Origin of the sequence: Acinetobacter sp. WU_MDCI_Abxd143 (assembly GCF_025514195.1) — a bacterium.
Taxonomy (GTDB): Bacteria; Pseudomonadota; Gammaproteobacteria; order Pseudomonadales; family Moraxellaceae; genus Acinetobacter; species Acinetobacter pittii_H.
In genome coordinates this window covers 69,725-93,802 of sequence record NZ_JAHPTH010000009.1, presented here as the reverse complement: position 1 = coordinate 93,802, position 24,078 = coordinate 69,725, and the positions used below count along the sequence as shown (strand labels likewise).

The window sequence follows — 24,078 nt, the reverse complement described above, 5'->3', positions numbered from 1 at the left end:
TATTTCACTGTTTTTCAGGCTATAATCTAGGTAAATTTATGTTTTTCTCACGAGAATTTTAAAAAAAGAGGAAATATCTATGCGCCCCTTAGATCGTATAGATCGCATGATTCTGGATATTTTGCAGCGCGAAGGACGAATTGCGATTAGTGAATTGGCATCGAGAGTTAACCTGTCGACCACCCCCTGTTCGGAGCGTGTAAAACGCCTAGAACGCGATGGCATTATCATGGGTTATTACGCTCGGTTAAACCCAGCCTTTGTGGACCGTAACCTGCTTGTCTTTTTAGAAATTAAGTTATCTGCCAAATCTGGCGATGTGTTTGATCAGGTAGCCAGAGACTTAGTCGAAATTCCTGAAGTGCTTGAATGTCACCTTATTTCAGGCGAATTTGACTACCTCGTAAAAGCGCGTTTAAAAGAAATGAGTGCATATCGTCGCTTATTAGGAGATCTACTAAAGAAACTCCCCGCTTCAGCATCGTCACACAGTTATGTGGTTATGGAAGAAGTCAAAGAAACTCTATATCTAGATGTAAGCAAGTAAAGCGAGCATTAATTGAAATCGCTTTACTCACCTTTTGGAAATTAGAAATATTTTAAAATCGAAATATGTTTATTTTGATGTTTGAACTTCGAGAACCACTTAACTGCTGGATAGAGCGCAAAAGACAACACAATCGTGATTAACCACAGCATCCACACATGATTGACCGACAAATAGTTTCCGTAGTTAGCTCCCCACACACTGAGCGCAAACACATACATCAGTTTCAACACATATAAATGCAGTAAGTAAAAGAACATAGGCACCGAGCCAAACACCACCAAGGGTTTTAGAAATGAATATTGCTGCATACGCTCAAAAGCCACCAGCACAATCAAGCCAATTCCAATATTCAGCAAAATAAATAATAAAGACGGCGGATACTTGGTGAGATTAAAAAAGCTCATGAGACTCAGTTGTAATGACTCAAAATGTTGCCACGGCTGGTCGCCATAGACGTTGATAAAACGCAGTAAAACAAACAATCCAATACTTACTAAACCAAGGCTGAGTAAAGTGCGGCTTCTTTGCTTTGCTGAATATTTTGAACTAAAGAACTGACCTAACGCATAGCCCAATAAAATCACGCCAATCCAAGGTAAAACAGGATAGCTTGTGCGAAGCTTGATGCCTGCAATCTCAATCCAACCACGGTCATGTAAAACCAACCATATATTCTGTAGGATGCCTTGTGAGAAGTGCACTGAATCTAGCAAGTTGTGCCCAAAAACAATAACTAAACCTGCGCCCGCAAGAACAGGCAAAGGCAAACTTACACAGCACGCTAGCACCACCATGCTAATACCAATCGCCCAGATCACCTGTAAATAAATGACTTCGGGTGGAAAAGTTGCTGTCCATGCAAAATTCACAAGCGTAAGCTCTAATACAATTAAAAATAAGCCACGTTTTAATAGAAAGGCACGCGTTTGTTGTAAGTCCTGTTTTTTTGATTGAAATAAAAACGCAGAAATACCCGTTAAAAGTACAAAAACCGGAGCGCAAATATGTGCCAATAATCGACTGCCAAATAATGCTGGTTCTGTTACTGTTACGTCCATTGGATCGGTAACCTGTTTATGTAAATAGAAAGTTTCTCTTACATGGTCGAGCAACATAATGATGATCACCAAACCACGCAATGCATCAATCGACTGTAAACGTTCAATATTTTTTTCTATAGACATAGCAGTAATCAACAAAATAATGTAACGTTATACTATTACATTTAATTCCTTTTGTCTTTTTATGGCTGATTATTTATGCGACACAAATTAGGATTGTTGTCTTCGTTAGGTCTATCATTTATATCGACACTCACTTGGGGAGAGGAAACGTCAACGGTACTTGAGACCATACGTGTTCAGGCTGAAAGTACCCGAGAAGATGTGAGCCAAAATAGCTCGGCAACTAAATTTACTCACGATGTTTTAGATGTCCCTTTTAACCGTGCTTATCTTTCTAAACAAATAATGGAACAGCAAGACGTGCAACGGATTGATGATGCATTAAGCTTAGTGAGCGGGGTTTTTCATCAAAACAGTTTCGGTGGTGGCTTTTGGGATAATTACTCTTTCCGCGGTTTTAGTACCGATCCCAATTTAGGTGCGGCTATGATCCGTAACGGTTTGAGTGTTAACCGAGGAATTAGCGCTCCAAAAGATGTAGTGAATATTGAATCTTTAGAGTTTTTAAAAGGACCGATGGCGGCGCTATATGGTCGCGGCGAAACAGGTGGTTTGCTGAACCTCAACAGTAAAAAACCACAGTGGGAAAGCGAAAGTGAACTTAACTTACGTGCCAATACCCAAGAACAATATCGCATAAGTCTGGAGCATACTGCCCCTATTAACGATGAACTGGCCTATCGTTTAGCAGTGGCTCACGAAGATAATCAAAGCTTCCGTGATCATGTCAGCAGTGAACGCTGGTTCTTTTCACCGCAGCTCACATGGAAAATTTCAGACCAGACACAACTCGACTTTGACAGTGAATTTACAGAGCACAAAGGAACCTTTGATCGTGGGGTAAGCACAGTCAATCACCAGTTTGTGATGGACCCGAAAACATTTACAGGTGAACCTGACGACGGCGATTTGAAAATAAAAGATTACTTTTACCAATTACGTCTGAGTCACGAGTTTAACCCTGACTGGAAGCTAACTAGTGCAGTCAGCTATAAAGACGCCAAAATGGTCGGTTTTGCAACCGAACCACGGCGTATGCAAGCCGATGGACGTACTTTAGAGCGTCAACGTCGCTATCGTGATTATAAGAGTGAAGATGTGCTCGCTCAGACAGAATTACTTGGCAAGATTGATACCTCATGGGCTCGCCATGAAATTTTGCTTTCAACCGAGCTTGGTCAACTCGACTATAAACAAAACCAGCTTCGTCGTAATCACAGTGCTGGCATGCCTAACACAATTGATATTTACCAACCCGAATATGGCAAATATTTACCGAACTTAGCTCCGTTTACCAATACCAAAGAACAGCAGCGTTACTTTGCACTCAATATTCAAGACCAGATCTTTTTTAATGATCAGTGGAGTGTGCTATTCGGTAACCGTTTTGATCAGGTCGAACAAGACTTTAAAAATCACCTGACTCAGACTGAAAGCAACCAGACACTTCATCAAAATAGTCCGCGTTTCGGAGTAAACTTTAAGGCCTCTGACCAGTGGGCGTTTTATACCAACTATGGTCGCTCATTTGCCATGAATAGTGGTATGAACCGAAATGGTCAGACTTTTGCCCCTGAAAAAGGCGAAAGTTATGAAGTCGGCACCAAATATAAAATAAACGACCAAAGTGTGCTGAGTCTCGCTCTGTTTAAAATGAAAAAACAGAATGTACTGACAACCGACCCAATCGACAGTAACTTCCAAACCGCAGCTGGCGAAGTAAGTAGTAAAGGGATTGAGTTTGACTTAAATAGCCAAATCACTAACCGTTGGTTCGTCAATGCCAACTATAGTTATACTGATGCTCAAATTGAAAAAGACCAAGACTTGGCAAAGGGTGCACGTCTGAGCAATGTTCCAAAACACCAAGGCTCCGTAAGCACCAATTATGAGTTTCTACAAGAAGGTCCACGAAAAGCAGGTGTAGGTGCCAACCTCACCTATGTCGGTGAACGCAGCGGGCATAATCTAGATAATGGCTTTAATTTACCAAGCTATACCCTGGTCAATTTAAATAGCTACTATGCCCCATCTGATCGTTTACGTTATCAGCTCAATGTAAATAATCTGTTTGATAAAACCTACTATGTCTCAAGCTATAGCGATTTATGGGTTCAACCAGGTGAACCCCTGAACGCCTCAATTTCGGCACAGTGGAAATTTTAATTCTTCCATAAATAGAAAAGCCCGAATTATTTTCGGGCTTTTTTATTAGAACATACCATTTTCATTGACGAGTGGGTCGGGCTGTACTTGCCCAATATCCCAAAACTCAGCAATTCTACCCTTTTCAAAGCGGCAAATATGAACCACGGCCAAGGTGGTTAACCCATTCATTTGCATTTCAAGTTTTGAATGCACAGCAACCAAATCGCCCTCTTCAATGACATGTTGAACATCAAAGACTTTGTTTGGAGTTTCAGCCGCGCTTTCACGCATCCCTTCCTTTAAAGAAGTTGCATCACCCGCGTAATAAGGATTGTGATGCTTGAAGTTTGGCGCGGTGTAATTGCTATAGGCTTCATCGACTTCACCAGCTGCGGCAAGCTCTAAAAACCGTACTGCAATTTGTTTTTGAGATAAGTTCATATTTATCTCCTACTTTTTATTTTAGACCTTACTGCAACAGATCTTCTTCGTCGTCTTCCTCGAAGACATAGGCCATACAGCCCCATCCATCATATTCGCCCTGAAATTTCTCAGCGATACTGGCAAACCATTGTTCCAAGTCAACAATATCTGAATACTCAGGTTCCATGTTAACGAAGATGGTAATCACCCATTCATTTGGCTCAACAGAATCATCTTGAAAAAGTGAAACTTTTTGTTCTTGGTAAAGCAAATAAAGTGCACATTGCTCTGCATTTTTCTGATCATGAAAAGCAATAGAAAATTCAATTTCATGCAGTTCGGTTAAATCATCCCCGTCTTCAGCCATTTGCCAAAGTACATTGCCGTTATCGTCATCTGGAAATTGTTCGTAGTCACGAGTCATAAAGTGATCCTTGTTGTTGTTGCGGTATTAATATTATTCGACATCAAGAATACCCGACTTTTATTGCAGTTTGGGTATATATTCAGTTCCCAATTGCATCAAATTAATTTTTTAATTATATAAATTTTAAAAAGGCACTTGTGACTCAATCACCACATCCGTTCCATTTAAGGGATGTTGGAAAGCCAAATATGCGGCATGTAAGGCCATGCGGTTTAAGTGAAAACGTTTAGGCTCAGGGTGATATAACTTATCCCCCATAATCGGATGTCCTATATGCATCATGTGCACACGTAACTGATGCGAACGCCCTGTTACTGGTTCAAGTAATACTCGACTTTGATCTGTTGTTTCATCATAAACCAACGGTTGAAACAACGTTTTAGCATGTTTACCTAGTTCAAAATGTACAATTTGTCTTGGGCGATTTTCCCAGTCGGTAATGAGCGGAACTTCAACACTTCCCTCTTGTGCGACTTGGCCTTGTACCAAAGCAATATAATGTTTTTTGACTGTTCTGGCCTGAAACATTTTACTTACCGCAACTTCTGCATCGCGATGTTTGGCAAACATAAGTAGGCCCGAAGTCGCCATATCTAAACGATGCGTGACCTTTGCTAAAGGAAACTTTTCCAACACCCGTAAATAAGCGCTGTCATGATGCTCAGGTAAACGCCCCATCACCGACAACAAGCCAGCAGGTTTATCAACCACAATCAAATCATCGTCTTCAAATAAAATTGAAAGCGGATCTTGTGGCGGAGCGTAAACAAAATTATCGTTTAAAGGCATGGTCGTAGAAGCAGCAATGGAGCATGGCGGCAAATCATAAAGAAATTTCGAACCTACCGCAAAATAATCTATAACGCTCTACTCATGTTCCACGTGAAACTCAGAAAATCTTTATCGTTTTTTATTCATTTCAGCTAAAAGATCGAGCTGAATTTCTTGAATATGCGCAAGCCTTTCCCATTGATGCGATAAAAGGTGGTCCATTTTTTCATGCAAATGGCGAATTTCAAGTTCGGCTTTTAAATTAATTTGATAATCATGTTGAGAACGTAAGCGGTCTTTGGCTTCTTGGCGGTTTTGACTCATCATAATAATCGGTGCCTGAATTGCCGCTAAACAAGACAAAACCAGATTAAGCAGAATAAATGGATAAGGATCGACAGGACGTACCACCATCACAACTGTATTTAGAATAATCCAGCCCGTTAAAAATAGAGCAAAGCAAATGAGAAAAGCCAAGCTACCACCAAATGTCGCGATCTTATCTGCCAGTTTTTCTCCAAGCGTCCATTTTTGATCAAAATCTGTTTCTGTATTTCGGCTAATCAGCTCATGCCGTTGCATACTGCCAATCACTTCATTTTCTAAATTAGATAATTCGCCTTTCTCCGAGCGTAATAGCGACTGCACATATTTAATTCGATAATCTGCCAGGTCAGCCCGACAAATAAAACTTGAGTAACTCCAGTCTGGATGGTCTTTTAAAATTTCATCACTAATCACATTACGAATGACTTCACCAGATACTAGATCTTTTAATGGAAAATTCTTGCTGCAAACGGCACATTGCCGATTCTGGTTTTTATTCTCCATATTATCCAGCTCGCAATTGATATTAAGATTATTATATAAACAATTTTGGCTGATCACATCGTAAATAAAATAGTGTTCTAACCTAAAATCTGTAAAGTCGCTGGTACGATTTTTCGATGGGCAGGAATTACAGGTAGCATATACAATCGCCCAAGCCAATTTTTAATATGCACTATTGTAGTTACGGTAAGCACTTGGGTATCTTCATTTTTATAAATAGATAAAGTCACATTTAAGTGCTTGTCATCGTCTCCAATCACTAATTCATTTTCGGTACGCTGCAAAAAAGTAAAAATTCCAATTCGGTCGCCTGCCACATACTCATTTTCTTTTTTTATGAGTATCAATCTGCTTAAAACTTCCTAAATCTTTAAGCCCAATCTTTGAAGTAATTTTATTACGCATATTCATGCTCCACTCTATCCACTGCGGAGTGTGCTGAAATAGCTTAATAAGCTGCTCAAATACACTTAGATCAGGTTGACCAAGCACAATGCTCCACGAGTCGTGGAAGTAGGCATTGTTCAATTGAGATGAGATTTGACTGTCAGAAGGTAGCGAAGAAAGATAAGGCTTATTCATAAATTATATTCTTGTAAAGTATCGTTTTTATTATAGAGAATTTTTTAGGGTGTCAAGGGAAAACATCTATGGTTTACTTCAACAATCATAACTTTGTAAGTTATAACCTTGTGCCTATAAACTTTTGATCTATAGCGTCCTAAGCCGAATCGAGACCTTTTGGGTGAGTACACACTAACGTTATACGTTTTGGTGCATGCTACTCTTTTCGATCCCTATCACACCCTTGAGATATAGTTTAGCCAGCACCCTGCGGGATTGTTTTTCTAAGAAAAGCGAATTTTTAATATTTTTGGGAATTTTTACAACATTAAGCCAATTTAAAAGAATTTATTACCATTTACCAATAATTAATTATATTTAAATTCCACTTTATTTGTATTTTTCGGTTTATTTTACCAACAAAAATTTATAAGCTAAATTGGAAGTTCTTTCAACAGCGCATGTTTAGCCGAATAACTCATGTAAAGCTGACTCCCTAATCCCCACTTTTAAGCATTTTTATTCTTTGGGCACTATTCTTAGAGATAACTTTTGCGCTTGAATACATTATAAAAACATATTATAAACTATTTCTAACCAAATGATTGGTTTTTTGGAACTTTATAATGAACAACAATATTATAATTTTTGGTTATGGAACAGGTATTTCCAAAGCCGTAGCACATAAGTTTGGTAAAGAAGGCTATAAAATCGGGTTAGTGGCACGTAATGCTGAAAAACTCGAAAAAGCCATTTTAGAACTTAAAACACAAGGTATTGAAGCTTACGCTTTTGCATGTGATTTAGCGGTTCTTGAAGATATACCAAATCTTATTCATCGTATTAAAGACCGATTAGGAGACATTAAAAATATTCATTGGAATGCTTTCCATGATATTGAAGGCAATATCTTAGAAACCCCTCCACTAGAGCTTACTAAAAGCTTTCATATACGCGTTTCGAGCTATATTGCGACGGTGCAAGCTTGCTTAGGTGATTTAGAAAAGAACCACGGTAGCATTTTATCGACAAACGGAATTTTTGCTTTCGATGCAGTGGGTATCGATTTAGTTGCCAAAGAATATTCATCATTAGCCATTACCGCTGCCGCCCAATATAAAACCACCAACTTACTTGCTCATAGTCTAGCGGACTCAAATGTTTACGTGAGCCAAGTAATTGTGAATGGTTTCGTTGATGGGACTTCTGGAGCACAAGATAAGACCTACACGGTACATCCAGAAACGGTTGCAGAGCAGTTCTGGTATTTACACCAGCATAAACAAGAAACTGTTTCCTTTTGTGGTGAAGCAATTCAAGCTGCTTAAAATTATTTCTTATGGGAGAAGAAGCATAATTAATTAGGCTTCTTCTGATTTTTAAATTTATGTTTGTATGTCACAGAATTATTTTTCATTCCAAACTCTATTGAAAATTGGATTTTCTTATAGCTTCTTTTGATATAAGAATATTATCTGCCACAACTTTACTGCTTTGTAATAAGCCCCCAAAAACTACTCTACAAGACATATTGCTAATTAACAATTTTTCCAATTGATTCTTATCGATACATACATTCATTGATTCATCTTCGCAGACTTTGAAGTACCCAGATGAAGTATATTTTCCATTTTTTAACTTCTCTCCCTCGACTGAAATAGCTCCTGTCACAAAGTAATTTTTAATATTATCACACTTAAAATGTGAATATTTATAATTCCCATCTTGATAAATATCCTTTAAATCATTAGTTACTTCTAAATTAAATTTAAAAACATCACCACTCATACCATCCATATGAGAATAAGTTAAATTCTTAAGGGTCATATCCTTAGAATTTTCTTTCTCATTTTTGCCTAAAGGATTACAACCTGACAATAAAATGGATAAAATAATTAAAAAATATTTATGCATCTATTCATTCTAAAATAATTAATTTATATTTCTTATTTAGCTGATCACTACCACGGCCATAAAACCCTGTTGAAATATTTATTGTATATTCACCTTTATGTTTGGGAATACCTTTAATTGAAAAGTCATTAAAACCGCTAGTATCATTGTTCGGTTGAATTTTCAATCCTAAATCATCAGGCATATTAGTTTCTATTTCAAAGTACTTATCCACTACTTTTCCGCCAGTAATTTTTATATTCTGGGAATATACTTCATTGACATGAGCTACAGCGAGTTCCTTTGGTTGTACATCATAGTTGCTACAACCATTAAGAATCATTGCCAATAAAATATATCGAAACATGTCTTTTTATTCTTTAACTACAAATTCATAGGTTTTATTTAGCTTGTCATCGCCTCGCCCATAGAAATATGCATTAATTACAATTTCATATTTCCCTTTATATTTTGGAATTCCATCAATTTTTATATGATTGTATCCATCTATATCATCTACTGGAGTAATTTGGAAACCCTGATTTTCTGGAATATTAGAAGTTAATTCAAAATGTTGTTCTGAGAGTTTACCACCTGTAATTTTAATAAATTGACTATATGACTTTCCTACATAAGCTACTGGGAGCTCATATGGTTCAATCTTGTAATCTCTACTACACCCTAAAAAACTTGTCATTAAAAACAATATTATTAAGTTTTTAAAGTTCATCTTTATTTCTCTAGATTTCGGGCATAATTATAGCCAACCCATCCTAAATCTTTTAAAAAATTTTCCACCATTGCTTGTTTTTTCTCTGCTCTTCCGCATCTTTGATAGCTTTATTAATATTAGCTTCTATTTTATCTTTATTATTATCCCATATCTTATTTAGTACCTGCTCAAGATCTTCTCTGCTCCATAAATGAAATAAGCCACTGCTTTCACCCATTGCTTCTATAATTTTTTCATGAACTTTCTGGTTATCATAATTTTTTATTTTTTTATTAAACATATCAACAACCAAATCATTAATATTTGGCTTTATGTCATTATAAAAATCTATTGTCGTATGATCTTCTAAATTATCATCTTGTATAACCCATTTAGGTACGGGTAAATACAGATTAGTAATAATGATTTCTATCCGTATAATATTTTTATAATACATAGTCCGCTGCGTACCATTAAATCGAATTGCTATTATTTTTTCTTCATCCCAAGATAATTCTTTCGTTAAATATGGAGAAGATTTTTCTTCTTTATGATTACTTTCTTGTTTAAAAAAATTAAATAGCATTGTTTTACCTCTTTTTAAAATACAGTCCAAGCAGTAAATGCTTCTAATTCTTTATCGAATGCATCTACCAGTTGATATGCAGCAATCCCCCCAATTGCACCTCCAATGAGGATACCAATACCAGAACAGATAGGTGATCCTGGACCACAAATTCCTCCTGCTATTGCTCCACCTGCCGCGCCTCCTGCAATACCAGCACCAATAGAGGCGCCTTGTCTGTAAATTTCTTTTTCTTTATTTTCCGCGTTATAGATTTCATAGCCTGCATACGCAACAGAAAAAACTACAATTGCTCTCCCCCCCCATTTCATAAATGAAATTTTAGAATTAAATCCAGCATTCGTTTTCCCTGAACCTTTTAATATGCTGTAAAACACTCGGTTCTTTTGTGAATCATTAAGCGATTTAAAAATAGGGTTTCCTTGTTTTGCAGAGGCCTTAACATAACTATCTATCGCACTACGCCCCTTACTCTTAAGCTCATCAAACAATTTGGGGTTTTTCTCTTGTAATGCATAGTACTCCATGAATTCATCCATTGTTTTTGTGAGCAGTTTTTCTTTTTCTGCTATAGCACGCCCCACTGGTGAATTACGTTTTCGAATACCTTCTAATATTTCATTTCTTAAACTCGTTGCCTCTGAGGTCGCCTCTTTTACTGTCATCTTTCCTTCTTTGACTAACTGAAGGTAGCGGTCACTCATCTTTTTCACTTCACGGATATAAATTTCACGTAGATGAGAATCATGAGCTAGGAAATTATTTCCAAAATAAACAGCAGTACCATTTAAACTATCTAATGCTATTTCCAGTTCATTTTTTACTTTAACAGGTACTTTATTAGTATCAGCCTGTTTTGTTGAGCCACTCGTTGTTTTTAATTGAAAAGTGGATTTATTAAACTCTCCATTTTCCAATGCAGGAACACGAATTCTCGCGAGCTTAGAATTATTTAAAATGAGTTCAACAAAAATTAGATCCAACTTGTTGCATGGATAAACTCTCGTACATCCATTCGCATCAAGCTTGCCTCCATAGTTCTGTTTTGTTGTTGTATTTGTAAAAGTATAATTTAGCTTAGTCAGAATTTCTTTATTGTCGCAAAATACCTTTAAACGAGCAGTATAAGTCACTCCTTTTCCTCCATAGCTTCTACATCATACTTATGAACCATGAGGGTAAATTTTTCTTCTTTATCTGACGAAGCGACACGCACAATTCCGTCTTTTGGAACACTACCAGTTCTAATATTACCTTGAGAGTCTATAAGGCTATATGTTGGTAAGCTTTCTAATGCCACATTATCAAGTTTATGACGAACATCGAATTCTAATATGTACTTACCATTAGGTGATGAGGGAAGATTAGGTAGATCGGTTGTTACTTTTTGACTGCCACTAAATTTATGCTGCCCAGCCTTCACCTCAAACTTGCCGCTCGTAGTCATAAAAATGCCTGAACCGGTAATTTTGACTTGAGAGCCGCCTGCGGTGAGTACAATTTCTTTGGCTGCAGTCGCTTCAATTTTGTCTTCTGCTGAAATAATCTGAACAGCTTTACGGGCAATTAAATCTGCTGCGTCGCCTTGTGCTTGTATCTCGACTTTGCCTTTGCCTGCATAGAGTCTTGCGCCTTCTTGCGCTGCAAAAAGGCTAATCTTGTTTTGAGCATGCGCGATTAAATTCTTTTGGGTAGACAGGTTAATACTGTCTCCAGCAGTTTGGTTTAGCTGCCCATCTGCGCTTAAGTGAATGTCTTCGTTACTGCTCAGCGCGATGCTATTTGGGCTCGCCAACAACATAATCGCCTCTTTAAAGGTTTTGGCTTTTGCGTTGTCTTGCTGCTCAAGTTTTTCAATAAAAGATTTTAGGTTTTCTAAATTTTCTAACGGATCAGTTTGCTGGTTTTTAGCAACTTCACTGAGTGCCTTGGCATTGTTAAGGCCGCCTTCGATTTGTTGCTTAGCCTCATTTGCATCAAGATGTACACCTTGAGCTTGGTCCTGTTTATGGGTACTTACGAGTAAACCACTGCCAGCTCTTACTGCGCCCCACTGGTCTGTTCGTAGCTCAAAACCTTCACCTCGGCCTTCACTTTCCGCCTTGTCTTTTGGATGGCTTAAGTTACCCAAGTTGAGCTGGCTTGCTGCATGGCTACTTTGCAGTTGGGCACTGATTTGCCCTGTAGTGTCATCAAAACGGAGTTGGTTAAAACCTTTACCATCCACTTCTTCTGAGCGGATACCGCTCAGTTTTTTAGTGTCAGGTAGTTGGCCTTTCTGGTCAAACTGGGTTGGGTGACGTTCGGCTTCATGAATGCGTCCCACCACAAAAGGGCGGTCAATATTGCCGTCAAAGAAGTCGATCACCACGATCTCACCCACACGTGGTAAGAAGCGTGCGCCATAACCCGCACCTGCCCACGGGGTGAGTACATCAACCCAAGCGGAGTCAGTGTCATTGTCGTTACTTCCTGCTCCACCGTCATGGCTATGATCATCAGCTCGGGTAAACAAGAAACGGACTTTAATGCGTCCCCACTGGTCGACATGGATGCTTTCGCCCTCTAACCCAACCACTCTAGCGCGCTGCGGGTGAGCGGCTGGTCGGTGCTCTAGCGGTTTATATTCAGGCACAGCTTTAATGTTACGTCGAACCACGTTCAGCTCAGCAAAGTGGCGCTGCTCGGGGTTTTGGCTGTCGAGTTGAGCTGCCTTGAGCTTGTCTTTTGGCAACAGACGCTCAAGTTGCTGTTGTAATTCTTTCGGTAAATTGTTCTGGTTGTAATAGTGCTTACTTAAGATTAGGAATTCTTTATCGGCACTATCATGTTGGTCGAGTTCAGGATGGTCATTCAGTGCAAACCAGTAACCGACCTGTGCATCACGAACATTACCTGAAACAGTAAATTGTTTCGAACTTAGGTGATGGTAAGCATTGATGTGCTGGTTAAGCTGTTCAATCTGGCTATTGCCTGAAGCTGTAGCTTGGTCTTCACCATTTAAGTCCTGCATCCAAGCGGGGCTAACGTGCCATGCATCTTCAAGGTTTAGGCTGGCATTGTCATAGTGTTCGCTGTGCTTTTGCGTGCCTTGTACGCTACCGCTGCCTTCTTCTTGTTGTAGGACATCGGCTTGCCAGCGTTGCACATGAACCGAAGTCGGTTGTAAGCGGCGCTCAGCTTTGACTTGGGTAATGGTATCGAACTGTTCTGTCGCACTGCTGCGTTGGTAGCGGAGGCTACGGCGTTCAAGGGCTTGATAGTTTTGGTTATCATCAATTAAACGTAACACTTGTGGCTGAATAGAAGCATTTGGGTCAGCGACAAAAAGTTGCGATTCATCGACCAGCCAGTTAATGCCTTCGCTACGCCATAAACGGGTTAAAAAGTCATAATCACTTTCATTTGACTGCATCACAAACGGACGCACATCATAGTCTTTGTTTAATCCTGCTGTGTCGAGTGTTAAGCTTGAAGCAAATAACGGGCTTTTACCTTGCCATTCTTTAAATAGAATTTCGCTAATGTCCCGCACGCTTTTATTCATAAACACGCGGCTATTACGACGTTTATGCCAGAGTGCGGTTGGATCTTTTAAGGTAAGGTTATAAATGGTGAGTGAGCCGTCGCTTTGCCCTTGGCTCGCTTCAGTAATAATGCCTGTTGTTCTAAAAAATTGGCCTGTGTCAGTGACTTGATCTACGGCAACCTGACAGCCAATAAATTGTTTTAATGCAATATGTGCGTTGGTCGACAGACACAGTAACTCAGCAACACTGCCTTGGTTGAGCGTATGCTCGCCCTCAATGCGTTGCAAGAAAACTTGCTGATTTAAAGACTGATTTGAGAATTGGATATGAACAGCGCGATTTTGTGAAACAAGGCCTAAACGCTCCAATATACTCGACACACTCATCTGCATTTTTATTATCAATCAAACTTATATTTAGGCCGCATTTTAATTAAAAAAAGACTAATCTGTCTATCTATACTCATTTTCAAAATGTAACTAGTCTAAATATGCAGTTTTACGTTAATTTCTTATTAAATAGGTATTTAAACCGTAAAATCAGATCATTTTAAAGCACTCTAAATCAGCCAAACATATTTAATATTTTTCTTTTATATTCAAATGGATATTAAAGAAAGTAACTACTCAAATTAATAAAATTCAGGATGAGATATGAAAATAGAAAAGTCTGCTTTTTATATATTTACGGTGATTTTCTCTTTTCATTCTTCAGCATTTGCTGAACCGAGCGTGGCCGATATTCAATATCGTGCAGAACAAGGACAATCCGTTGCTCAATATCATCTGGGGATGATGCTTTTAAGTGGTGAACAAGGTGTTGTTAAAAACTATGAACAAGCGTTTAAATGGCTAACTGTGGCTGATCAAAATGGAAGTATGGGGGCAAAATATAGTTTAGGGATGATGTATTACACAGGTACGGGTGTTGAAAAAGATGCCAAGCGCGCTTTTGATTATTTTACTAAGGCTGCGGCCAAGGACCATGCGAAAGCGCAATATAACTTAGGGGTGCTATATGACAGAGGTGAAGGAACTGCACAAAATTATGGAAAGGCGTTTGAGTGGTTTAGTCGTGCTGCCAACCAAGGCTACCCACCCGCAGAATATAATTTAGCTCATCTATATAAAAAAGGTCACGGCGTTTCACAAAGTGATGAGCAAGCGCTTAAGTGGTACACCAAAGCGGCTGAGCATAATGAAAGCGATGCTCAGTACAACTTGGCCCAGATGTATTTAAATGGTGAAGGCACGCCGAAAAACCTACAACTGGCAAAGAAATGGTTTCAGCAAGCTGCCGATTCAGGCGATGTAGATGCTAAAGAAATGCTTAAAAGTTTAGAGTAAAAGCTGTCGTCCTATAATATTTTTATTTATAAGATAATGAATCTCTATTATCAACAACATTACACTTACAACTTATTTTATTATTTATTTTTTCTAATTAAATATAAATATTAATTCTATTATTTTAAAAATACATTTAGATTTATTATTAAATCAAAAATATTTTAAATATTAAATTGACGTAATTAAAATCACCGATTATTATCTCGTTGCTGGCCTACATTGCCAGACGGTTTTGACAGACCGTAACTCGTAGCGGGTTATAGTTCTACTATAATTCGTTAGACCCTTGCGTCCCCTTTTCTTTGCGGTAGGACGGGAGGGGGACGCCCCGTGCGTGCTGGTTCTACGAGTCCAGTCTGTCAACCCCCTTTCGTTCTACCACCATAAATTAATTCGCGGTAATCTGGTGGTAGGACTCCATAAATTATAAGGAGTTGACCATGATATTTTTCAAACTTATTCCCTCTCCTGCTTAATCATTTTATTTATTTAAAATTTGGTTTTTCTACACCCATTTTTTAAATAAATAAATTATCTTTATTTTAAAAATTTAATTATTTTATTTTCCTATATACATGGGAGGGTTAATTATTACCTAAAAATTATTTTAAGCCTTAAAACAAATTATATTTTTATTCTACTCATAGATATAAATCATTATGAGAATAATATGACAATTTATAAACCTATTTTGGCTTTAAGTTTGGTTGTAGCGAGCTTGGGAATTTCGGGTTGTAACTTACGCACTCAGCAGGAGTTTGAAAAAATTTGCCTGTCGGGTGGACACACTAAGACCAGTTGTGGATGTATTTATCAGCGACTTGAACAAACCTACTCACCCAAGCTGATGCAGCAGCTAGAACATGTCAGTTTGCAAAGTCCTGTTCTCCCACGGGACTTTGCCCCTACTTTCTTTAGCGTCATGCAGCGGTGTGACAAAAGTAGTCTGGGCTAAGCGTTTGGCTTAGCTCTTTATCTCTGTACCGCAATAGTTTATTACTTTAAATCAGCGCAAAAGATTAAAGTCTGTTGTGGCACAGGGGCCTAAAGTTGAATTCAAAATAATATATATCGAAAGCGATCTTGTACGTTTTATCCTACAAACTTTTAGGGATTTTGCGGATTGGCGACACCCCTCTTTTTTTCTAATATGAACTCATACAGGAACAGGATGTTCCAGAACACAAAACAACAATAATAGGTTCATGCATCAGGACGTGAGATACGACAGGAGTCATATCTAGCAACCAAATACGAAAAAGCTCGACAGGATGTCGGGCTTTTTTTATTGCTGTTTAAAAATGCTCTAAAAGAAAATTCTTATATTGTTTTATTTACAACATACCTTTGAACTACTTGGTTGAGAGTAATTTCAGAGTGAAGGCGGCCATTATTTGCTTGAATGGTCTTTGCAGAAGCTAAATTAGATTTATAGCAATGTATATGTAATTCTGTTAGGCCTAGCTTCCATGCCTCCTGAATTGTAAGCTCTAACAATTTCGAGCCAAAATTCTGTCCACGTTTAGAAGGACGAATACCTAAACCAATATGCCCACCACAATATTCAATCTGTTCATTGAGTTTAAGTCGCAAGTTAGACGCACCAATAATTTCATTACCTTCTACTAACCAATATGTAATGTTGGGAACATGGCCTTCTTCTAGGGATTCCCCTTTTTCATAATCTCTCAGTTTATTCAAAAATGATTCAAAATTTGTATGGTCAAACTCCGTTGTCAAAGGGTGACGATCTTCATCTGCTAATTCATTAATATAGTTGTTATAGCTCTCTTTAAACCTTAAATGAGGTTTTACCAACATAACGGTCATTTATTTATTACTCCCGATAAAATTGTTCTTTTTACAACCAAACTTAAACATAACATATTGTTATCAATAGCAACTCTTATTCTTCTCAACATCTTAAATGATTAGGTATAAAAGTAAGCCCCCTCTATTCGCCCCCTCTGTAACTACAAAACGCCTCACACCATGTTTCAATGTACGTTTTAACCTACAAACTTTTAGGGATTTTGCGGATTGGCGACTTACCAATTTTTTCCTAATATGAACTCATACAGGAACAGGATGTTCCGGAACATAAAACAACAATAATAGGTTCAAGCACCAGGAGCGTGAGATACGACAGGAGTCATATCTAGTACCCAAATACGAAAAAGCCCAACAGGATGTTGGGCTTTTTTTATTGCTGTTTAAAATATGTTTAGGCTAAACCTATAGAGGACTATGCGCCTGTTCTTGCTTTTTATGGCGAATCCAACGTACCGCTAAAATAACCGCAATCAGCACCACTACCGCAACAAGTGCAGGCACTAACATGGCCGAAACCGAAAGTAAGATCGCTCCAATCCATTCACCTGTCGCGACAACAAAATTCCCTAAGCCACCCGTGGTTGCAGTTGAAACACCACGTGCAGCAACGGTACTCATTTGCACCACACCTGCCGTACCACCGCCCACAATAATCGCAGCCGCCCAACTGGCAAACTGAGACATTTCTCCGCTACTCACCGCCATTGTCGCTAACGTACCCGCGATCATCGCCGCAGGAGTTGCGACTGTGTCTAAGGCGTTATCGACCCAAGGAATATAGTAAGCTGCGACTTCACACACCGTTGCCACGCCCAAAGCCAAACACACCGATGGCAGAGCTAACCATTCAAAACCTTTTGATGGTTCAAACCATCCCATCATGGTTGCAATGCTCATAACCAGTAGCGGCACAAACACGCGAAAACCGCAGGCAGCACTCAGCCCCACGCCAATACATAAACCCAATATTGTTTCCATAACGGTTTCCTTTTCATGCCCATCACGGGTCTTGTTATGTAAGTCTTATTTTTAAATTAACAAAAAAGCCCCATCAGGTGACAGGGCTTTTTGTTAAATGCGAACGCAAATATTATTTCATTCTTAACGTTTAAATTGCGTGCAGTAGCATTTCGTGCAAGGTGGTAAAGGGTCGGTATTAATTTCTAAAAACACTCTATGTCCGCACTGAGCACAGAAGTAGAAGCCTGTTCCGGGTTTTTCGCCAGCTGTTACCATGATTACATTCCTATAATCGTATATATATTAAACAGGAATATAACCCACTTAAAGTGAATGTCAATTGTCCATTTCGCCCGATGATGATGGCATAAATGCAAAAAATGTTATTTGTACGATTTATCTTACATAGATTTAGGGATTTAGCGGATTGGCTGTCCCCTGCTTTTTTTCTATGATGATTTCATACAGGAACAGGATGTTCCGGAACATAAAACAACAATAATAGGTTCATGCATCAGGATCGTGAGATACGACAGGAGTCATATCTAGCAACCAAATACGAAAAAGCCCGACAGGATGTCGGGCTTTTTTTATATTCTTGGTTTTCTGTTTTAGAATAATTAACTAGACATCCCTACCATTTGTCTAAACCATCCCTCAACTTCACCTTCTGGATCACGTTGAGCAATCAACTCCGCTGTCATATAAGGAAAGGCTTTATCTGCTAGTAAGATTTTAGCTTTCGTGTCTCCCATCACTCCATCAAAATTTTGCTTAAGTGAATAGGCTTCAGCAAATAATTTTGGAGTTGCTTTCTTTTGCTCATTTAATTGATCTAATACTTCAATATCCACATCAAATGCTTGCTTAATTGCTTCTGCGTGTAAATAACTTTCTATTTCATATTTCTTAGTAATAAAACCTTTGGAACCATCTCCACGAGTATTTACTTTTGTTACTTCAGCAGCATAGCTAGTCACGTCTGAATCATATAAATGAAATTCTTTTCTTCCCAAACCAGACAAATATTGTTGATCAATCCAATATTTAAGCGTGCTCCCCCCTGTTACAACAAATGCAAACGATTGATCTGTATATAAATTAGGTAGTGATGCATCTTTTCTATGTAAGGCAAGACTTAAAGCTTTCATAGCTTTCACATCTGTTGGTCCTTCTACGCAGATAAGTACCTTTACCCTATTATCCGGAACAATTCCTAAAGCATTGGCTACTTCTCCAAATATTTCTACACCTTTTTCAATTACAGGTTTATGGAATTCATCTCTTTTAATGAATCTAATGCTATCTGATGGTAAATCACATGCAAAACCTGGACTATGCGTTGTTAATAAAACCTGACAATTATCCTCATTGGCTAAAGCAACAAATGCACTTTGTAGAATCTTTTGGTTATTTGGATGTTGAGCTGTTTCTGGTTCTTCAATTGCATAGATGATACTTTGCTTATTTTTTTCACTTAAAAGGCGCTCTGCTTCTGCTTTAAAAAAACTAACAAGCACTAAGCGTCGAACTCCACTTCCTCTTTTATTCAATGGAATATCGTCTGTATTCAACCCCACATTAAAAAGTCCAACCCATTTCGAATTGGTTGGCATTGTAAATTCAGGTGTTAATTGACTTGCTAAGTTTTTATCAATACTTTCTAATGCCTTATGTGTTTTTCGTGCAATTTCTTCTGTTCTTTGCTTCACTTTTTCCTGTATTTTTTCAATATCATCTCTAACCTCAGAAATAGCGGTGGCAATAGCAGCTTTCATAGGATCTTGTACTTCCCCATCTGAATCTTTACTACTACGATCGCTCTGAAATAAAGCAAAAATAGGAAGATACTTTTCTAGCTGTTCCCATATTTTTTTAATATCTTCTTTCGGTTTTGAAACAGGAATATCTTTTTCAGCTAAACATAAATCAGAACAAGAACTCCAAATAGCACTACGCATTAAGGGATTTCCTTTTAGCGTACTAGCAATATTTCCGTCTCGAATAATTTTCTTTAAATCGTTCTCTTTTAACTCTAATAGATTATCAAAACCTATTGCAGTTGGATGATAAGCATTTATAAAGACTTCGGTTGAAACATTTTTTTTAGAACAATCAAAAACTTTCTTAATTTTCAAGTTATCATTCTTATTAACTAAAAATTCATCTTTTAAATTCGTTTCCACACCACTATCAAGAATTATTTTTGGAGGTAAGTCACTAAATTCACAAGTGATAATTACATCAGTATCCGTACTATTGATATTTAAATCATCCTGTGTAATTTTGACTGTACTATTATTAAAAAAAATTTCTAAAGCCTCTAAAATTGTAGACTTTCCAATATCATTTTTACCAATAAAAGTAGTTAAGTTATCAAAGCTTATTAAAATATTTTCTTCATAACAGCGAAAATTTTTTATCTCAATTGAAACCAATTTCATTTTTATTCCATTAAATTAAAAAAACCCCATCATCAAGATAGGGCTCTTTTGAATAATTTTCAATCAGTTATAGACTAAATATTAAGCCACTTGGCCTTCTAAAAAGTCTTGCGCAAAACGCTGTAATACACCGCCCGCTTCATATACAGAAACTTCTTCTTCTGTATCTAAACGGCAAGTCACAGGCACTTCAAGAATCTCTTCTTTACCATCCGCTGTAGCACGTTCAATCACTAAAGTTAAAGTCGAACGCGGTGCAATATTACCAATCACGCTATAAAGCTCTGTACCATCTAGTTTTAAAGTCTTACGGTTTACACCCGGTTTAAACTCAAGCGGTAACACGCCCATACCCACCAAGTTGGTACGGTGAATACGCTCAAAACCTTCTGCCACAATCGCTTCAACACCTGCAAGGCGGACACCTTTTGCAGCCCAGTCACGGCTTGAACCCTGACCATAGTCAGCACCCGCAATAATGATTAACGGTTGCTTACGGTTCATGTAAGTTTCAATTGCTTCCCACATACGCATCACTTCGCCTTCTGGCTCTACACGCGCTTTTGAACCTTGCTTAATGGTACCGTCTGAACGAACCACCATTTCGTTATAGAGTTTCGGGTTAGCAAATGTTGCACGTTGTGCAGTCAAGTGGTCACCTCGGTGCGTTGCGTATGAGTTGAAGTCTTCTTCTGGTACACCCATTTTGTGAAGGTACTCACCCGCAGCCGAGTCCATCAAAATCGCGTTTGAAGGCGACAAGTGGTCGGTAGTGATGTTGTCACCCAAAATCGCAAGCGGACGCATGTTCGCCAAAGTACGTGGTGCAGCCAACGCCCCTTCCCAATATGGTGGACGGCGGATGTAAGTACTTTGCGGACGCCAGTCATAAAGTGGGCTCTTCGCTTGCTCAACTTCGCCCAAGTCAAACATTGGAATATAGACTTTACGGAACTGTTCAGGCTTCACAGCTTCTTTAACTAAGGCATCAATTTCAGCGTCAGATGGCCAGATGTCTTTGAGGTAAATCGGGTTACCGTCTTTGTCATGACCTAACGCATCTTTTTCGATGTCGAAACGGATCGTACCTGCAATTGCATATGCCACAACTAATGGTGGAGATGCCAAGAACGCTTGTTTTGCATATGGATGGATACGGCCATCGAAGTTACGGTTACCAGAGAGTACTGCTGTTGCGTACAAGTCACGGTCAATAATTTCTTGTTGGATGACTGGATCTAACGCACCCGACATACCGTTACAAGTCGTACAAGCGTAAGCCACAATACCAAAACCAAGTTGCTCTAGGTCTTTAAGTACGCCAGCTTCTTCGAGGTAAAGTGCAGCCGCTTTTGAACCCGGTGCAAATGATGATTTCACCCAAGGTTTACGAACCAAACCAAGTTCATTTGCCTTACGTGCCAACAAACCTGCCGCCACGGTGTTACGTGGATTAGAAGTGTTGGTACATGAAGTAATTGCAGCAATAATGATTGCGCCATCTGGCATTAAGCCATCAGAACGGTTTTCAACAACACCCGCAATACCTTTTTCTTTAAGGTCCGCAGTTGAAACACGTGCATGTGGGTTTGATGGACCAGCAATGTTACGTGTGACTGTCGATAGGTCAAAACGTAGTACACGTGGGTACTCTGCTTTGGTCATATCAGATGCCCAAAGGCCGATTTCTTTTGCGTACTGTTCAACCAATGCCACTTGAGCATCTTCACGGCCTGTTAGGCGTAAGTAGTCGATTGTGTTTTGGTCGATGTAGAACATTGCAGCCGTAGCGCCATATTCTGGTGTCATGTTTGAAATGGTTGCACGGTCGCCTACAGACATGCTGTCAGCACCTTCACCAAAGAACTCAAGGTAAGCACCCACTACGCGCTCTTTACGCAAGAATTCAGTTAGAGCCAACACGATATCTGTTGCAGTAATGCCTGCCTGACGCTGACCTACAAACTCAACACCAATAATGTCTGGTAGACGCATCCAAGATGCACGGCCCAACATGACATTTTCAGCTTCTAAGCCACCTACACCCACAGAAATTACACCCAAAGCGTCTGTATGTGGTGTGTGTGAGTCTGTACCTACACATGTGTCTGGGTATGCTACGCCATCACGCGCCTGAATCACCGGAGACATTTTCTCTAGGTTAATCTGGTGCATAATGCCGTTCCCCGCAGGGATCACATCGACATTTTTAAATGCTGTTTTAGTCCACTCAATAAAGTGGAAACGGTCTTCGTTACGGCGGTCTTCAACAGCACGGTTTTTTGCAAAAGCGTCTGGATCCGCACCACCGTATTCCACTGCTAAAGAGTGGTCAACAATGAGCTGAGTCGGCACAACTGGGTTGACTTTAGATGGGTCACCGCCTTTGTCAGCAATCGCATCACGTAAACCTGCAAGGTCAACCAATGCAGTTTGACCCAAAATGTCATGACACACCACGCGCGCAGGGTACCAAGGAAAGTCCAAGTCCTGACGGCGTTCAATTAACTGCGTTAAATAGGCAGTTAAGTTCTCGGCATCGGCACGGCGTACCAATTGCTCTGCGAGTACTTTAGAGGTGTAAGGCAGTTTTTCGTATGCGCCTGGCTGAATATCTTCAACGGCTTGACGCACGTCGTAATATTCAAGCTGGGTTCCTGCCAGCGGTTTACGGTATTTTGTGTTCATTAACCACGCTCCGCCAATGGTTTAAATTCAAGATTTTCAGGGCCTGTGTAGTTCGCGCTTGGACGAATGATTTTGCCGTCTTGGCGTTGTTCAATCACGTGCGCTGACCAACCTGCTGTACGTGCAATCACAAACAATGGTGTGAACATAGCAGTTGGAACACCCATTAAGTGATAGCTCACTGCACTGAACCAGTCGAGGTTCGGGAACATGTTTTTCACTTCTTTCATCACTGCTTCTAAACGCTCAGCGATGAGGTACATTTTGGTGTTCTCTTGTGCTTCTGCTAAGTCGTGCGCAACTTTCTTGATCACTTCGTTACGTGGGTCAGAAACTGTATAGACAGGGTGACCAAAACCAATCACAACTTCTTTATTTTCAACACGTTTACGGATGTCAGCTTCTGCTTCGTCTGCGTTGTCGTAACGTTGTTGAATCACGAATGCAACTTCGTTTGCACCACCGTGCTTAGGTCCGCGAAGTGCACCAATACCACCTGTAATTGCCGAGTACATGTCAGAGCCTGTACCTGCAACCACACGTGAGGTAAATGTAGACGCGTTGAACTCGTGCTCAGCATACAAAATAAGAGAGGTATGCATTGCTTGAATCCATTCTTCAGATGGTTTTTCGCCATGAAGTAAATGTAAGAAATGCGCTGCAATTGAGTCGTCATCTGTTTCAACTTCAATACGACGACCGTTATTGCTGAAGTGATACCAATAAAGCAGCATTGAACCTAAGCTTGCCATTAATTTGTCAGCAATGTCTTTTGCGCCCGCTTCGTTGTGGTCTTCATGTTCTGGAGTTAAACAACCTAGCACTGACACACCTGTACGCATCACATCCATTGGGTGTGCAGACGGTGGTAATTGTTCAAGTGCAGTTTTAAGTGCTGCTGGTAAGCCACGAAGTGCTTTTAATTTTGCTTTATACGCTTTGAGTTCAGCTTTGTTTGGTAATTTGCCATGTACGAGCAAGTGAGCAACTTCTTCAAACTGGCTACCTGCCGCAAGATCAAGAATGTCATAGCCACGATAGTGCAAGTCGTTACCGCTACGTCCTACGGTACAAAGTGCTGTGTTGCCTGCAACTTGTCCGCTAAGTGCAACTGATTTTTTTGGTTTGAAGCCTGTTGTTGTTTCATTTGAGCTCATAAGATTGTCCTTTCCTATCTATCTGAAT

22 protein-coding genes and 1 pseudogene are annotated in these 24,078 nt (G+C 39.3%); 5 read left to right on the top strand and 18 right to left on the bottom strand.

The features are described from left to right. The first annotated feature begins 79 nt into the window (after positions 1-79). Entirely contained in the window at positions 80-547 is a 468-nt protein-coding gene (locus KTI79_RS14895) for an Lrp/AsnC ligand binding domain-containing protein (RefSeq protein WP_005804788.1), read from the top strand. A 41-nt stretch (positions 548-588) separates the two neighbouring features. Here KTI79_RS14895 and KTI79_RS14890 read toward each other — a convergent pair whose 3' ends face one another. Beyond that, on the bottom strand, positions 589-1,734 hold the full coding sequence (locus tag KTI79_RS14890) for a DUF1624 domain-containing protein (protein WP_086376391.1): 1,146 nt from the start codon (positions 1,732-1,734) through the stop codon (positions 589-591). Positions 1,735-1,809: 75 nt separating this feature from the next. Here KTI79_RS14890 and KTI79_RS14885 point away from each other — a divergent pair, with 75 nt between their 5' ends. Continuing rightward, the gene (locus KTI79_RS14885; protein ID WP_199964134.1) at positions 1,810-3,900 is read left to right on the top strand and encodes a TonB-dependent receptor; all 2,091 of its coding nucleotides are present in this window, start codon (positions 1,810-1,812) and stop codon (positions 3,898-3,900) included. Positions 3,901-3,945: 45 nt separating this feature from the next. On the opposite strand, the gene KTI79_RS14880 is transcribed toward KTI79_RS14885, so the two are convergent. From KTI79_RS14880 to KTI79_RS14860, 5 genes and pseudogenes are all read right to left on the bottom strand, one after another. Next, positions 3,946-4,323: a nuclear transport factor 2 family protein gene (locus KTI79_RS14880; RefSeq protein ID WP_086376390.1), complete on the bottom strand. Its 378-nt coding sequence runs from the start codon at positions 4,321-4,323 to the stop codon at positions 3,946-3,948. 28 nt (positions 4,324-4,351) lie between these two features. Next, positions 4,352-4,729: a ribonuclease E inhibitor RraB gene (locus KTI79_RS14875; RefSeq protein WP_069035888.1), complete on the bottom strand. Its 378-nt coding sequence runs from the start codon at positions 4,727-4,729 to the stop codon at positions 4,352-4,354. 126 nt (positions 4,730-4,855) lie between these two features. Continuing rightward, entirely contained in the window at positions 4,856-5,521 is a 666-nt protein-coding gene (locus KTI79_RS14870) for an RluA family pseudouridine synthase (RefSeq protein ID WP_086376389.1), read from the bottom strand. Between the two features lie 111 nt (positions 5,522-5,632). Further along, on the bottom strand, positions 5,633-6,334 hold the full coding sequence (locus KTI79_RS14865; protein WP_143225033.1) for a DUF1003 domain-containing protein: 702 nt from the start codon (positions 6,332-6,334) through the stop codon (positions 5,633-5,635). A gap of 77 nt (positions 6,335-6,411) precedes the next feature. Continuing rightward, positions 6,412-6,916 (bottom strand): annotated as a pseudogene (locus tag KTI79_RS14860) (DUF2867 domain-containing protein). 608 nt (positions 6,917-7,524) lie between these two features. Between KTI79_RS14860 and KTI79_RS14855 the strand changes: the two are divergent. Continuing rightward, the gene (locus KTI79_RS14855; RefSeq protein ID WP_086376388.1) at positions 7,525-8,226 is read left to right on the top strand and encodes an SDR family NAD(P)-dependent oxidoreductase; all 702 of its coding nucleotides are present in this window, start codon (positions 7,525-7,527) and stop codon (positions 8,224-8,226) included. Between the two features lie 97 nt (positions 8,227-8,323). Here KTI79_RS14855 and KTI79_RS14850 read toward each other — a convergent pair whose 3' ends face one another. Genes KTI79_RS14850 through KTI79_RS14820 form a run of 6 tightly spaced genes read right to left on the bottom strand, consistent with a single transcriptional unit; the run spans position 8,324 to position 14,011 of the window. Next, positions 8,324-8,812, bottom strand: coding sequence for a hypothetical protein (locus KTI79_RS14850; protein ID WP_086376387.1), 489 nt, complete (start codon positions 8,810-8,812; stop codon positions 8,324-8,326). A 4-nt stretch (positions 8,813-8,816) separates the two neighbouring features. Beyond that, a complete protein-coding gene (locus KTI79_RS14845; RefSeq protein ID WP_086376386.1) occupies positions 8,817-9,158 on the bottom strand; it encodes a hypothetical protein in 342 nt (113 codons plus the stop codon). 6 nt (positions 9,159-9,164) lie between these two features. Continuing rightward, complete coding sequence (locus tag KTI79_RS14840; RefSeq protein WP_086376385.1) at positions 9,165-9,521, bottom strand: hypothetical protein; 357 nt, start codon at positions 9,519-9,521, stop codon at positions 9,165-9,167. A gap of 52 nt (positions 9,522-9,573) precedes the next feature. After that, the gene (locus KTI79_RS14835; RefSeq protein ID WP_086376384.1) at positions 9,574-10,089 is read right to left on the bottom strand and encodes a hypothetical protein; all 516 of its coding nucleotides are present in this window, start codon (positions 10,087-10,089) and stop codon (positions 9,574-9,576) included. Between the two features lie 14 nt (positions 10,090-10,103). After that, positions 10,104-11,222: a hypothetical protein gene (locus KTI79_RS14825; protein WP_032055683.1), complete on the bottom strand. Its 1,119-nt coding sequence runs from the start codon at positions 11,220-11,222 to the stop codon at positions 10,104-10,106. After that, a complete protein-coding gene (locus tag KTI79_RS14820; RefSeq protein WP_143225032.1) occupies positions 11,219-14,011 on the bottom strand; it encodes a type VI secretion system Vgr family protein in 2,793 nt (930 codons plus the stop codon). The genes KTI79_RS14825 and KTI79_RS14820 overlap by 4 nt, the downstream gene beginning before the upstream one ends. Positions 14,012-14,272: 261 nt before the next feature. Between KTI79_RS14820 and KTI79_RS14815 the strand changes: the two genes are divergently transcribed. Further along, a complete protein-coding gene (locus KTI79_RS14815) occupies positions 14,273-14,965 on the top strand; it encodes a tetratricopeptide repeat protein (RefSeq protein ID WP_086376383.1) in 693 nt (230 codons plus the stop codon). Between the two features lie 673 nt (positions 14,966-15,638). Further along, positions 15,639-15,923 carry a hypothetical protein gene (locus tag KTI79_RS14810; RefSeq protein WP_086376382.1) on the top strand — a complete coding sequence of 95 codons (285 nt, stop codon included), beginning with the start codon at positions 15,639-15,641 and terminating at the stop codon, positions 15,921-15,923. Positions 15,924-16,288: 365 nt separating this feature from the next. Here the strand turns inward: KTI79_RS14810 and KTI79_RS14805 are convergent, their stop codons facing one another. The 6 genes from KTI79_RS14805 to prpC form a co-directional block, all read right to left on the bottom strand. Further along, the gene (locus KTI79_RS14805) at positions 16,289-16,798 is read right to left on the bottom strand and encodes a GNAT family N-acetyltransferase (RefSeq protein ID WP_086376381.1); all 510 of its coding nucleotides are present in this window, start codon (positions 16,796-16,798) and stop codon (positions 16,289-16,291) included. A gap of 405 nt (positions 16,799-17,203) precedes the next feature. Beyond that, the gene (locus KTI79_RS14800) at positions 17,204-17,779 is read right to left on the bottom strand and encodes a DUF4126 domain-containing protein (protein WP_086354728.1); all 576 of its coding nucleotides are present in this window, start codon (positions 17,777-17,779) and stop codon (positions 17,204-17,206) included. Between the two features lie 123 nt (positions 17,780-17,902). Continuing rightward, on the bottom strand, positions 17,903-18,037 hold the full coding sequence (locus KTI79_RS14795; protein WP_001983336.1) for a zinc ribbon-containing protein: 135 nt from the start codon (positions 18,035-18,037) through the stop codon (positions 17,903-17,905). A 344-nt stretch (positions 18,038-18,381) separates the two neighbouring features. Next, on the bottom strand, positions 18,382-20,205 hold the full coding sequence (locus tag KTI79_RS14790; RefSeq protein WP_002120817.1) for an ATP-binding protein: 1,824 nt from the start codon (positions 20,203-20,205) through the stop codon (positions 18,382-18,384). Between the two features lie 81 nt (positions 20,206-20,286). Beyond that, positions 20,287-22,893 (bottom strand): Fe/S-dependent 2-methylisocitrate dehydratase AcnD, encoded by a 2,607-nt coding sequence (gene acnD / locus KTI79_RS14785; protein WP_086376380.1) that lies wholly within the window; start codon positions 22,891-22,893, stop codon positions 20,287-20,289. Next, a complete protein-coding gene (gene prpC / locus KTI79_RS14780) occupies positions 22,893-24,050 on the bottom strand; it encodes a 2-methylcitrate synthase (protein ID WP_004795430.1) in 1,158 nt (385 codons plus the stop codon). Before prpC ends, acnD begins: the two co-directional genes overlap by 1 nt. Positions 24,051-24,078 lie beyond the last annotated feature (28 nt).